Here is a 12,604-nt window from a genome sequence, read left to right on the forward strand (position 1 = left end):
TTGACCCTGAAACAGATCTTCCCTACGTAATAGGCTCAACTACTACTCTAGGTGTATTTGAAGGCGAGGTTCCTTTCTTTGTGGTAAATGGCTCATACGATGTGATGATGTCTGCTTCAGTTGAAATGGGAGAGGAAACCTACTACATCTATGGAGATGAGGAAAGCGGTGTTGATGTAGGAGACCTGGATGTTTTCCTTCGTGCAGCAGAATTAGTTTATCAAGGAGATCCAAATGCTACTATTTATGCCGGACAGGATGTTACATTCTCTATCAATATAGAAAATGATGAAACCAATCTGGATGCTACGGCTGATTTATTTGTCAATTTGATATTTGATTCAAATGAAGGAGATATTGTATTGGCTACTCAGCAAGGCATGGGAGATATTACCATTGCATTGCCAACTGATTATTCGGGCACAGGTGATTTCAGAATTGAATTGTCTGAAGATGCGCCATTAGCTGAAGTAGGAACTTTATTGGAAAATAGCGATTTCACAAACCTTAATAGATCATCTGATCAGTTTATTGCTGGTGAAGTTGCGGAGTTGGAAGTAATAAGCGAATACATATATGAAACTCAATTTACTGGAAATGCTGCTCTTTTCTTTACTTATAATTATCAGAAAATGGGTACTCAAAATTTAGTGGCAGAATTTTCTATCAATAACGGAGCTTATCAAGTCTTAACATCATTCCCCAATGGATCAGGTAGTCCAGGTTACTACCTCCCGAGTCAGTTACGTGATAACCCCGGTACAGGCGGAGAAAATATTCGCTACAGGTTTAGGTTGAGCAATAATGAAATTGATGGAAGTACATTTGAAATCACCAATTTCAGGATTGATATTAATTATTCTTCAGGCATATTTATATATCCTAATCTGAGCGAATCTGGTGGGACTGCTGGATTTGAGGAGCAGACCGGCCGCAGGTTGCTAACTACCCGTGATTTCACACCTGAAGAAATGGCTGATGCTGCTAGAATAACATTTGAAGTTGATTTCGATCAACTTCCGGTTAATTTAACAGCAAGTCAGTACATAGCGTTTGAATACTCTACGGATGGTGGAACAAGCTATACACCACTGGAAACCTATCCGGAAACGGATGCTGAGGTTGCCTTGTCTGGCGATGGATTTACCTATCCGATTACTGCCGATATGAAAGAGAACGGTGTAAGGTTCAGATGGAGACAAGAAGAAGCTAAAGGCGATTTCTTCATAGAAAATCTTAATATCATATTTGGGGAAAGCTTGCCATTCGATTATGTAGATGAATCAATCAGTATAGCACAGCAAGTGCTGACGGTAAATGCTATTTCAGCCGTTGAAGGTTGCGTGGACAGTGAAGTGACCCTGGATTACGAGATCAAGGGTAGATTCGGTGCAGACAATGTAGTGACTGTTGATTACAGGAATGCTGGCGGTACAATCAATCCAATTAGTGGCTATGAATTCAACCTTGTTGAAGGTTCAGGCCAGGTTACTTTTGGATTTGCCGGAAACACCTTGAGCAACACAGCTGACAATGGCATCTTTAAGTTCAGATTGAGTGCTGAAGACGAGACCACTGACAATACAGTGAATGTTGATGGTAATTTCTCTGAAGAGAGTTATGAATTGGTTGCACCTGTCAATACAGGCTCAAGCTTTACGGTAAACGATCCATTGGCTTGTGCACCGGAAGATGTGGTTGTAAGCATCGATGCAGGCAGTATGCAGGATTACTTCATGTACGAGGTTTTGGATGCAGCTGATGGCACTGTTTTGGGAAGCTTGTTGAGAGACCCTGAAGATTACCAGAATGAGATCAACATTGGTCAGATCGCTGCTTCCACTGATTTGGAATTGAGGATCACTTCCCAATCATCAAACGGAACAGTTTGTAATACTTTAATAGTAGACGAAGAGTCTGTAGAAGTATTGGCCAACTTTGAATTATATTCTTATTTAGACTCTGATGTGAACTGGAAGTTAGTAGCTGGAGGTTCAGAACTGACTACTTGTGACGGAGCAGAAGAGGTGTCTTTAAGTGTTAGAAGATTGCTTGAGGATGGAAGTATTACCACAACAGGAACTACTTTAGTTGAGTGGTTCAGAGATGACCTGGACAACCTGGTTGCAACAGGTACTTCAATTGATGATGATGGTGATATTGAAGTTTCTGGTTCTTATTTCGCAAGAGTGACAACCGTAAGTTGTGTATACACTACTGAGTCTATCCAGATAAATATCGCAGAAACACCAGATCAACCAGTTGTTACAGTAGTGAGTGGTGATTTGGAAGCTTGTTCTTCTGCTGACCCTGTGGTTTTGGCAGCACCTGAAGGTTATGATTTCTATCTGTGGAGCAATGGTGCTACTTCAAGGACTATTTCTATTGAGGACCAGGGATCATATTCTGTACAGGTATCTAATGTGCCATTTGGTACAGGTTGTTCAAGTGATGCATCTGCTTCAATAGATGTTGACAGATATGATGTGCCTGAATTTGCGGTTAGAAATGACAACACAACTACTTTAATAGGTGCTGGTGAAGTTATTAATGTTTGTGAAAGTATTGATATTGAATTTATGGATGGTACATCATTTGGAAATAACGGTAATGTTCAGGTAATCAAAGATGGAGCAGTATATGCTACTACCGATGAAGATGATTATGAAATTACTGAATCCGGTGTATATTCTTTCGTTTGGAACTTTGATGCGTTGAACGTTGACGGTTGTACAGCTACTTCAGTGGAATTCACTGTTAATATATTGGAGCAACCAACCGAGGCCCCTGCATTGACTTCAACCGGAGATTTAAGCTTCTGTGCTGGTGAAGGAACAGTAGTTTTAACGGCACCAACAGGTTCTGATTACTACAGATGGAGAAGGGATGGAACTACCATTACTAATTCTACTCAGGGCCTTGTCAATACCAATACTTTAGAGGTAAGCAATGCCGGTAGTTATACTGTTGAAGTGGGTAATGCAGCGGGTTGTTACTCTCCGCAATCCAATGCGATAGTTGTAACAGTAGTTGCTGAGCCAAGTATTCCTGGTTTATCTCAGGTGAATACTACTTGTGGTGCCGGAGAGGTTGAGTTTAGTATTTTTAATGGAAATACAGCTGCAATGACCTACCAATTATATAATGGTAATACAGGAATTGCATCTGGTAACCCGGTGACAATACAATCAGGCTCTAGTGGTATAGCAGTAACTGATGTAGTAGAAGAGGACAATACACCATTCTACGTTGAGGTAAGTTATGCAGATGGAACAGGTTGTTCTAATGTAAACCCGGCAATTTTCTCTTATGGAAGTGTAAGAAACATCACTTTAGAAATGAATGATTCAAGGCTGATAGCAACTTTTGATGGTAGTGCAACTGTTAGATGGTACAGGAATGGAGTTTTAATGATTAATTCAACCTCTAACTCAATTATTATCACTGACAATGCTGAGTATACTGTAGAAGTTGAATACACTTCAGGTTGTATTATAACCGGAAGTTCTGCTGATTTGGACGAAAGAGTATTGGCCAACAGAAGCGGAGTTAGCATGGATGTAAATACCTATCCTAACCCAAGTTCATCTGAGGTGAACCTGAACATAGTGAGTGAGTACATGGGCAAGCACCAATTGGTAATCACCACAATGACCGGTCAGGTAATGAAGTCAGATAGCTTTGAGAAGAATAGTCTGGAAGCTAAGCATATGATTTCAATCAGTGACCTGGAGTCAGGTATTTATATGCTACAGATTCAGTATGAAGGTCTGGTTAAAAATGTAAGAATCATTAAAAATTAAGAATCATGAGAAAATTCATAAATTATATTTTTGTACTTGGGATAGCTTTAATAGCTATCTCATGTGCCAAACCTGAAGATCCTTCAACCGGTAAAATGGTTGTAGGTGAATGGTTAGTAGACGAAGCATATGTTTCAGGCCAGGCTGATGACTCCGATATCATTGAAAGACTGGTGATCGAGCGTGATGGTAACTTTGTGCTGGAAGATGCCAATGGTGTGTTAAGTGTAGGCACGTGGTCTGCTACAGAAACAGCGTTGACATTGACAGGTACTGGAGAAGGTTCTGAAACCCGTGACTTACAAATTGTTACTATGACTTATTCGAAAGCACATTTTGTGCAGAATGTGTCAAGTTCAATAGCCGGTGATTTTGAGATCCGCTATTTAATGAACAGGTTTAACGGTAACAATTATTGATACTTAATTAGGTAACAACAATTCCTATTTAACCCCATCAGTCTTTGATTGATGGGGTTTTTTATGGTCAATCTTCTTTAATCTGCATCTATCGAAGGAGTAAACTAAAAAGTGCTGTCACCCTAAACCCTCATCTCTTCCTATCTGTAGTTTTAGCGCAGCGGACTGTGGATTGTTCAATAACCATGAGTCTGCGACTCAATAATTAAGCATGATGTTGGCTATATTTCGGTTAGGACATGCCAGTGGTTTCGGTCAAATGGTGCACTGTTAAACCGAAAAAGGCGACCCAATTTGAACCGTAATTGCCAGCCTTGAAAGGACAACATCATTTTTATGAATAACGAAACCCCGGCTCCATAGGAGCTTAATCATAGTAGAAAAACATTGTATAATCGAACCAAGCTCCGTAGGTGCGATATAGTATTGTCAATAAAACCATTTTTCTGAATGTTGCAGTTCAAGTTCTGTGAGTCACAGAACTTGGGGAAACGTCAGACCTAGCTTAAGTAAATGCCGGCAAGTTACACCCGTCAGGCATAAGTTCGTCTACTCTTCAACTTCATTCCAATGCTCATTTAATTGCTCAATGAAACCTAATATTGCTTCCTTGCCTTTTTCTTCCGTAGCAGAACTGATAAAGTGCGGAGGGAATTCATCCCAGGTGTTAAGCATGTTTTTTTTGAATACTGCCACATTTTGCTGTGTTTTATTCCTGGATTGTTTGTCTGCCTTGGTAAAGATAATTGATAATGGTAATTGGTTTCTTCCTAGAAAATCAATAAACTCGACATCTATTTTTTGCGGGGGAAGCCGTGAATCTATCAGTACAAAAATACATACCAGGTTTTCCCTTGAAGTAAGGTAATTATTGATCATATTTCCCCAGCCGGCATTTACTTTTTTGCTTACTTTGGCATAACCGTAGCCGGGTAAATCTACCAGGTACCATGATTTATCCATCAAAAAATGGTTGATTAATTGCGTTTTTCCCGGCTTTCCTGATATTTTTGCAAGGCTTTTTCTACCTGAAAGCATATTTATTAGAGAAGATTTTCCTACATTAGAACGACCAATAAAAGCATACTCGGGTAAATCAGGTGCTGGGCATTTGCTGTGGTCTGTATTACTGATGATAAATTCTGCTTCTTTAATGCTGTTCATGCCGTAAAGATAAAGGCTTTATGTTAAAGAAGATAGAAATGACAACTATATGAAAGATTTTTCATAAGTTTTCGCTTGTTTTTTTGATATAACATAAAAAGTAACTTAATTTAAGTGATTATTTGAGTGAAGCGACCTAACTCGCTATCTTTTACCGAATTAAGAATAATATGAAATTATTATATAGACTGCTTCTTATCTTTCTCCTCCCCTTCATTTTCTTGAACGATAGCTTTTCTCAGGAAATGACTCCGGAACAGGAAGCTGAAGAATATATGGCATTAGCTCAGGAAATTCTTTCTGCGACAAAAGTTTTGACGCAGGCACGCGAAATGTACGTACTTGCTGCGGAAGCGGACCCCAGTAATGTTGAAGCTAATTTTATGGCAGGTAATACTTACTTACAAACAACAGAGAAGGCAAAAGCAACGAAATTTCTTTTAAGGACATATCAACTGGATCCGAATTATAAATTCAATCTGTTGTACTTGATTGGTAGGGGGTATCATTATGGCTACGACTTTGGAACCGCTATTGATTATTATAAAGAATACGAAAGAAAACTGGAAAAAAGTAAAGACTATAATGGAGCAGATAAAACTCCTTTGCTGGAAGTAGAAAGAAGAATATACGAATGTGAGAATGGGCAGCGGTACAAAAACAATCCTGTAAATTATTCAATTGAAAATATGGGTTCAACTATTAATTCCGATTCCTGGGATTATGCACCTGTTGTAAATGCGGATGAAACCGTAATGGTTTTTACCACCAGAAGAAGTGATGGGAATTTAAATGAAAATGTTTTTGACGATAATTTTCATTACGAAGACATTTTCATTTCAAAAAAGAGTAATGGAAAATGGCAATATGCCGAGAATATTGGGAGTGTGGTAAATACAAAATATCATGACTCTAACCTGGGTTTTTCTCCTGACGGCAAAACGTTGTATATCTATAGCGATGAAGGGAATGGAGACATTTATTATACCAATTTGTTGGCAGAGGATACCTGGTCTCCGCCTGTTGGATTGAGTGAAAATATTAATTCGGCTGGATATAATGAGAAATCTGTTTCTCAATCTTCTGATGGAAACACCTTGTTTTACGCCAGTAACAGGCCTGGAGGAAACGGAGGTTTTGATATTTATTATTCTACCAAAAACAAAAAAGGAGAGTGGGGTCCCTCTAAGAATTTAGGAAATGTGATAAATACGGAAGAGGACGAAGATGGTCCTTTTATTCAGTATGATGGGAAAACTTTGTATTTCAGTTCCACAGGCCATGATGGGATGGGAGGTTTTGATATTTACAAGACGGAATATGATAGCGCAAGTAATGAATGGAGTACTCCTGTGAATTTGGGTTATCCCCTTAATTCGCCTGATGATGATGTTTATTTTGTAATGACCAAAGATGGTAAAACAGGATATTACGCTTCAGTGAGAGAGGATGGTTTCGGCTACAATGACATTTACTCAGTAACAATTGCAGATGCAAGTGGTGGTGTTACGAATAAGGAAACTGTCAAGAAAGATAATCCGGTAGATGAGGATAAAATTGATAGTGATAGGGACGTGAATAAAGTGGATGTTGCTGATGCTAAAGAGGATGAAACCGTTGATACCGACCAACCTGTTACTTTGATGGTGCGTATAGTTGATGCTAAAACCAATGAAACAATAGATGCAAAATTAGAACTAAAAAGCCAGCCTGATAACATAATACTCCCTCCCAATAAAATGGAAAATGGTATCTATAGCTTTACTGTAGTACGTGATGAAAATACTGATTTTATGCTATCTGCTGAGAAAACGGGATATATCTTCTCCAATAAAAAAATAAGTGTTCCGGCTTCTTCAGATAAGGAGATAACTATCAGGGAAACTATAAGATTGCGAAAGGCAGAAGTAGGATCAAGTAAAGTGTTAAGGTATATCTTTTTCGATTTCGGGAAGGCGACCTTAAAAGCAGAATCTGATGATGAACTCAATAAAATGGTCAACTTCCTGGAGCAAAATAATAATGTGAATGTAGAGATAGCAGGTCATACGGATAATATCGGTAACGATGCTTTCAATAAGAAACTTTCTCAATTGCGTGCTAACCGGGTAATGAAATATTTAGTGGATAAGGGTATAGATAAGAATAGGTTGAATGCTGTTGGCTATGGAGAAGAACGTCCATTGGTAAGTAATGATGATGAGGTAATGGGTAGGGAGATCAACAGGAGGGTAGAATTTGTCATTAGGAAATAACTTAAAAACCATCATATTTCAAGGGTCTTCATGACCCTTTTTTTATGCAGCTATGTAACAAGATGTGCTGGCATTAAGTTATTTTTAAGAATAGAACAAATCTGATTAATGAAAAAGTATGCTATAATAGTAGCCGGTGGGTCAGGGAAAAGGATGGGGATGAGTCTGCCTAAACAATTCCTTAAACTGGGAGGTACTCCCGTTCTCATGCATACTTTGCAGGCTTTTCACATGGCAGATTTTGACATTCAACTAATCATCACTTTGCCTTCAGAAGAAATTAATTTTTGGAAGGAACTATGCGAATGGCATCATAATTACACTCCACATATTACTGTGAGTGGTGGTGAAACCAGGTTTCATTCTGTAAAGAATGCTTTGGAGTACGTTGAAAACAATGCTTTGGTGGCTATACATGATGGTGTTAGGCCTTTCATTAGTGAGGAATTAATTATAAATTCCTATGAAGTAGCTCGTGAAAAAGGTAGTGCCGTTACTTCAGTGAAAATGAAAGATTCAGTGAGGCAATTAGAAGCTGTTAAAAGTCACAACCTGGATAGAAGTAAACTTAGAGCTATTCAAACTCCACAAACTTTCCAGTCAAATCTAATCAAATCGGCTTATGAGCAAGATTTTAAAGAAGAATTTACTGATGATGCATCAGTAGTTGAAGCTACTGGTCACAATATTACCTTATTGGAGGGGAGCTATAAGAATATTAAAATCACTACACCTGAAGATATGCTTGTTGCTGAAGCTTTTTTAAAAGCAAAGTGAGTTTTTACTCACTTTGCTAATACTCATCCTCATTGAAAAAGAAATCATCTTTTGATGGGTAATCCGGCCATATCTCCTCAATATTTTCATAAGGTTGACCATCGTCTTCTAATTCTTGTAGGTTTTCTACAACTTCTAATGGCGCACCTGATCGAATTCCGAAGTCAATCAATTCGTCTTTAGTGGCAGGCCACGGTGCATCTTCTAAATATGAAGCTAATTCTAATGTCCAATACATATTTTAACGTATTTTTTTTGATGCGCAAAAGTATAATAAATTTTTGTAAATCAAAGTTTTAATTCACTTTCACTTAATATATTTGTTAGGAAAATTTCAACAATAGTTATTATTGCTGATTTTTGTTGGAATCACGTAATTCATCAAGGATTTGTTGCTTGACAGCTATTTTTCTTTTCTGTTTTTCATGTTTGAAGCCAACCATCTTATCCAGCTTGTCCGTACCCAGGTTAAACTTCTCCAGATTTTCTTCAAATATGAGCAGTTCTTTCTGATCGCGGCTTAATAGGTCACGCAATAAGTTCATTTTGAATTTCAGAGCTTCTTTATTATCAAGCTTAGGTTTTGCCTTCTTTTTAAACAAATTATCTAAGAAGTGTTTTTCGAATATGTAATCATTCCAAAAGAAAAAATCTTCATTCCCTTTTTTACCCACACTTACTTTGCCTAATTCTTTCCAGCTTTGTTGTATTTCTTTAGCCTTAACCACAGCCTCTTCAATGGGTAATTCTTTTGCTAATTCCAACTGTTTTAAAAGCTCCTTTTTCTTTTCTACACCAATCTCCTGTTTTTTAGGAGAAGCATTTTGCTTTTTTCTTTCAATCTGTCCGGGAATATGAGTAAGCTTTTTAAAAACATTGAGTAATTGACTGTAATTTTCTTTTGGAATATTTTCCAAAGATTTCCATTCTTCGACCAGTTGGCCTAAAAGCGGTGAAAGTTTCTCGGAATCTTTTTCTGTGGTCTTTAATTTCCTGGCTTTCTCTATGAGTTGTTCGTACTGTTCAATCCTTTTGGCCATCATTGCTTGTTTGGCTTCATGAAAGGCTTTTTTACGTTCATAAAACTCGTCATAAACAGCCTGAAAGTTGCTTTCTATCTCTTCCTTGCTACTGTCATCCACAGCACCTACGCGAATCCATCTTTGCCTTAGTTCTTTCAGCTGCTCTGTAGCTTCTCTCCAATTAGGATTGGAAGCATAACTTTTGGCTTCTTCAATCAGAGTAGATTTTACTTCAAGATTTCTTTTTCTGTTTTGACTGATATAATCCTCCAATAATTTTTCAAGCATTACCAATCGATCCTTTAACATTAAAAAATCACCAATGCCATCATAGGTAGAAAGTGATTTCTTTAGATTGACGATTTTCATCAGGAAAGATCCTTTATTATCTTCTTCCTCTATTTGCTTTTGTACTTCATCTACCTTATTTATTAATAGAGTAAATTTATTTTCAAAAAATTGAATCGATTCAGTTTCAGAATCTTTTACTTCACCGATTACACGCTCAGGAAATTCTCCTTGCGCTTTAAGAATAACTTTACCCTCCTCAATGAAAGCCATGTCTTGCTTTAATTCAGTCAAAATGTTTAAATTTTGGTTTTAAAATATTTCGTTGCAAAAATAAATTTATTTTATGAGATACCCGCATGCCTATTGTGTTATTACCTAGGTATTCACGTAATTTGATATATAATTTTGGAAGTTAGTAAAATCAATTGATATGAGTGATGATAAAATAATTTTTTCAATGTCGGGTGTCTCAAAGATCTACCCACCTAAAAAGCAAGTGCTTAAAGATATATATCTTTCTTTTTTCTATGGTGCAAAGATTGGTGTATTAGGCTTAAATGGTTCTGGTAAATCATCCCTTCTGCGTATCATAGCAGGTATAGATAAGGATTATTTGGGAGAAGTGGTTGCCTCAAAGGAATACACAGTGGGTATGTTGGAGCAAGAGCCTCAATTGGATCCCAATAAAACCGTAAAGGAAGTGGTTGAAGAAGGCGTGGCCGAGGTGGTGGCCCTGTTGAAGGAATTTGAACAAATTAATGAGAAATTCGGAGATCCTGAGATATTGGATAATACTGATAAGATGAATGACTTAATTGAGCAACAAGGCAAAGTGCAGGAGAAACTGGATCATCATAATGCATGGGAACTCGATAGTCGCCTGGAGCAGGCTATGGATGCCTTGCGTACTCCGCCTGCGGATGCGCCAGTGAAGAACCTTTCAGGAGGAGAGAAAAGAAGAGTGGCACTCTGCCGATTGCTTTTACAGGAACCTGATGTTTTATTATTGGATGAACCAACCAACCACCTTGATGCGGAATCTGTTCATTGGCTGGAACATCATTTACAACAATATAAAGGAACTGTGATAGCTGTTACCCACGATAGGTATTTTCTTGACAACGTAGCAGGCTGGATATTGGAACTGGATAGGGGAGAGGGAATTCCCTGGAAAGGAAACTATTCAAGTTGGTTAGATCAAAAGCAAAAAAGACTAGCTCAGGAGGAGAAGACAGAATCCAAACGTCAGAAAACTTTGCAAAGAGAATTGGAATGGGCGAATATGTCTCCTAAAGCAAGGCAGGCAAAATCCAAAGCCAGACTTTCTTCGTATGAGAAAATGCTTGGAGAAGAAGTAAAGCAAAAAGAACAAAAATTAGAACTTTTTATTCCGCCCGGACCAAGGTTGGGCAGTAAAGTAATAGAGGCACATGGTGTATCCAAGGCATTTGGAGATAAATTATTATATGAAGATCTTAATTTCTCTTTGCCACAAGGTGGAATTGTGGGAATCATAGGGCCAAACGGTGCCGGTAAAACTACTTTGTTTAACTTAATTACAGGAAAAGAAAAACCTGATGCAGGAAGTTTTGAGGTGGGTGAAACTGTTAAACTTTCTTATGTTGATCAGGAGCATGATAATCTGGATCCAAATAAATCTGTGTGGGAAAATATATCTGAGGGCAATGAATGGATTCAGCTGGGAAGCAATAAAATTAATTCCAGGGCTTATGTAAGTAAATTCAATTTTGCCGGGGGCGATCAGGAGAAAAAAGTAGGAGTGCTTTCCGGTGGGGAAAGAAACAGGGTGCATTTAGCCATGTCTATTAAACAGGAAGCGAACTTGTTGTTACTCGATGAGCCAACCAATGATTTAGACGTAAATACTTTAAGGGCTTTGGAAGAGGGACTTGAAAATTTTGCAGGATGTGCTGTAATTATCAGTCACGATCGTTGGTTCCTTGATAGAGTAGCTACTCATATATTGGCCTTTGAGGGGAATTCCCAGGTGTATTGGTTTGAGGGGAATTTCTCTGATTATGAAGAAAACAGAAGGAAGAGATTAGGGGAGGATGCTATTCCTAAACGAATCAAGTATAAGAAATTGGCAAGAGGTTAATTAGGTGATGAAGTGATAAAGTGGAGTGCTATTTTGCTAATTCGTTTGAAATCAGCTTTTTTATTGATAAATTATAATAATAGCCACGGGTAAACCTGTGGCTATTATAGTACTTTTTGATAAGAGATTTATTCTTAATAGATTTTTTAGTGGGTTAGCTTAAATAAGTTTTTTTGCTTAGAAAGACTCATATACCTCATGGATGAGAGATCTTTCAGAAATAAATTAATTTCCTGACCGGAATTTAAGGCAACTATTTTGCGTTATTTTTAGTTTTGTTAAAAAATGACGATATTTGGTAGTAAAGAAAGAGTATCATGGAAACTTTGAAAATTGCAGAGGATTTATTACAATCTCATGGTTTGCGTAGGACCCAAATTAGGCTGGAAATCCTTCAAATATTTATGAAACAGGATCATGCACTTTCTGTTAATGATCTGGAAAAGATGCTAAAGACAAGCCATGACAGGGTGACGCTTTACAGGGCTTTAAATTCCTTTGAAGAAAATGGTATCTTACATCAAGCCCCTGATCAGGGAGGAGGTATGCGATATGCGTTATGTGCTGACGATTGCTCTGGACATGATCATAAAGATGAACACGCTCATTTTATATGTGATGAATGTAATCAAACTTTTTGTTTACAGGAAATAAAAGTGCCTGATGTGAAAATCTCTGAGGACTATCAATTAAACAGTGTGAGCTATACAATGAATGGTGTATGTAAGGAATGCCAGTAATTATGAATGCAGGA

9 protein-coding genes are annotated in these 12,604 nt (G+C 37.8%); 6 read left to right on the plus strand and 3 right to left on the minus strand.

From position 1 onward, the window contains the following. Nucleotides 1–3,803 (plus strand): T9SS type A sorting domain-containing protein (locus JKA74_RS08035; RefSeq protein ID WP_201430667.1); only part of this gene is annotated, 3,803 nt, incomplete at its 5' end. 5 nt (nt 3,804–3,808) lie between these two features. Then, the gene (locus tag JKA74_RS08040) at nt 3,809–4,222 is read left to right on the plus strand and encodes a hypothetical protein (RefSeq protein ID WP_201430668.1); all 414 of its coding nucleotides are present in this window, start codon (nt 3,809–3,811) and stop codon (nt 4,220–4,222) included. 549 nt (nt 4,223–4,771) lie between these two features. Here JKA74_RS08040 and yihA read toward each other — a convergent pair. Continuing rightward, nucleotides 4,772–5,386, minus strand: coding sequence for a ribosome biogenesis GTP-binding protein YihA/YsxC (yihA, locus tag JKA74_RS08045; RefSeq protein WP_201430669.1), 615 nt, complete (start codon nt 5,384–5,386; stop codon nt 4,772–4,774). A 170-nt stretch (nt 5,387–5,556) separates the two neighbouring features. Here yihA and JKA74_RS08050 point away from each other — a divergent pair, with 170 nt between their 5' ends. Both JKA74_RS08050 and JKA74_RS08055 read left to right on the plus strand, forming a co-directional pair. Continuing rightward, nucleotides 5,557–7,641, plus strand: coding sequence for an OmpA family protein (locus tag JKA74_RS08050; protein ID WP_201430670.1), 2,085 nt, complete (start codon nt 5,557–5,559; stop codon nt 7,639–7,641). Nucleotides 7,642–7,749: 108 nt separating this feature from the next. Next, nucleotides 7,750–8,418 carry a 2-C-methyl-D-erythritol 4-phosphate cytidylyltransferase gene (locus JKA74_RS08055; RefSeq protein WP_201430671.1) on the plus strand — a complete coding sequence of 223 codons (669 nt, stop codon included), beginning with the start codon at nt 7,750–7,752 and terminating at the stop codon, nt 8,416–8,418. Nucleotides 8,419–8,434: 16 nt separating this feature from the next. Here JKA74_RS08055 and JKA74_RS08060 read toward each other — a convergent pair whose 3' ends face one another. Both JKA74_RS08060 and JKA74_RS08065 read right to left on the minus strand, forming a co-directional pair. Then, entirely contained in the window at nt 8,435–8,656 is a 222-nt protein-coding gene (locus JKA74_RS08060; protein ID WP_201430672.1) for a DUF2795 domain-containing protein, read from the minus strand. A gap of 109 nt (nt 8,657–8,765) precedes the next feature. Then, nucleotides 8,766–10,022, minus strand: coding sequence for a DUF349 domain-containing protein (locus tag JKA74_RS08065; RefSeq protein ID WP_201430673.1), 1,257 nt, complete (start codon nt 10,020–10,022; stop codon nt 8,766–8,768). A gap of 139 nt (nt 10,023–10,161) precedes the next feature. Here JKA74_RS08065 and ettA point away from each other — a divergent pair, with 139 nt between their 5' ends. Both ettA and JKA74_RS08075 read left to right on the plus strand, forming a co-directional pair. Beyond that, complete coding sequence (gene ettA, locus JKA74_RS08070) at nt 10,162–11,850, plus strand: energy-dependent translational throttle protein EttA (RefSeq protein WP_201430674.1); 1,689 nt, start codon at nt 10,162–10,164, stop codon at nt 11,848–11,850. A 317-nt stretch (nt 11,851–12,167) separates the two neighbouring features. Continuing rightward, nucleotides 12,168–12,590 carry a Fur family transcriptional regulator gene (locus JKA74_RS08075; protein WP_201430675.1) on the plus strand — a complete coding sequence of 141 codons (423 nt, stop codon included), beginning with the start codon at nt 12,168–12,170 and terminating at the stop codon, nt 12,588–12,590. Nucleotides 12,591–12,604: the final 14 nt, after the last annotated feature.

The organism is Marivirga aurantiaca (genome assembly GCF_016679925.1).
Classification (GTDB): domain Bacteria; phylum Bacteroidota; class Bacteroidia; order Cytophagales; family Cyclobacteriaceae; genus Marivirga; species Marivirga aurantiaca.